Source organism: Vibrio sp. 378 (genome assembly GCF_033339435.1).
In genome coordinates, this window is sequence record NZ_JAWOUO010000904.1 from 1 (window position 1) to 577 (window position 577).

The window sequence follows — 577 nt, forward strand, 5'->3', positions numbered from 1 at the left end:
TGTTGTGCGCGTGGCACTGCAACGAGATGGCAAACTCGCCATGACGTCAGACGGTGGCAATCAAGCGATCATTTGGAATTTAGAAACGGGTCAAAAGGTTTCGCAACTCAGCAGTTGGTCGCGCCAGTTGATTTTCTCTACCGCGCGTTTTTCTGATGATGGCTCTCAACTGGTGACGGGAACACCTTCAGGCCGCGTCTCGATTTGGGATACGCAGAGCGGAAAGCGCATTGACGGATTTGAAGTCGAGCCGAAAAAAGATACTCGCCCTCCTCGCGCGGTCGTGTATGATGCTGCCTTTGATTCTAAGCAACGTGTAATTACTGCCACATCGGCGGGCATCGCCCAAGCTTGGCAACTAGAGAACGGGTCATGACAGAAAAACTCATTGAGCAATTGGAAGCACGCATCAACGACTTAGAGTGTCAGGTGGCGTTCCAAGAACAAACCATCGAAGATCTGAACAGTGCATTGTCACAGCAACAATTGCAGATCACGAAGATGCAAGATCAAATGAAGTACGTAGTAGGCAAAGTGAAAAATATGGATTCTTCGAATATGGAAGATCCAGCCAACG

Annotated in this window: 2 protein-coding genes; both read left to right on the plus strand. The window is 49.0% G+C overall.

Going from position 1 to position 577, the window contains the following annotated elements; all coding sequences use genetic code 11:
• On the plus strand, positions 1-376 hold a 376-nt coding region (locus R7Q48_RS29510; protein WP_411979311.1), incomplete at its 5' end, for a WD40 repeat domain-containing protein.
• The coding region (locus R7Q48_RS29515; protein WP_318133922.1) for a SlyX family protein at positions 373-577 on the plus strand (205 nt) is incomplete at its 3' end. The genes R7Q48_RS29510 and R7Q48_RS29515, both read left to right, overlap by 4 nt.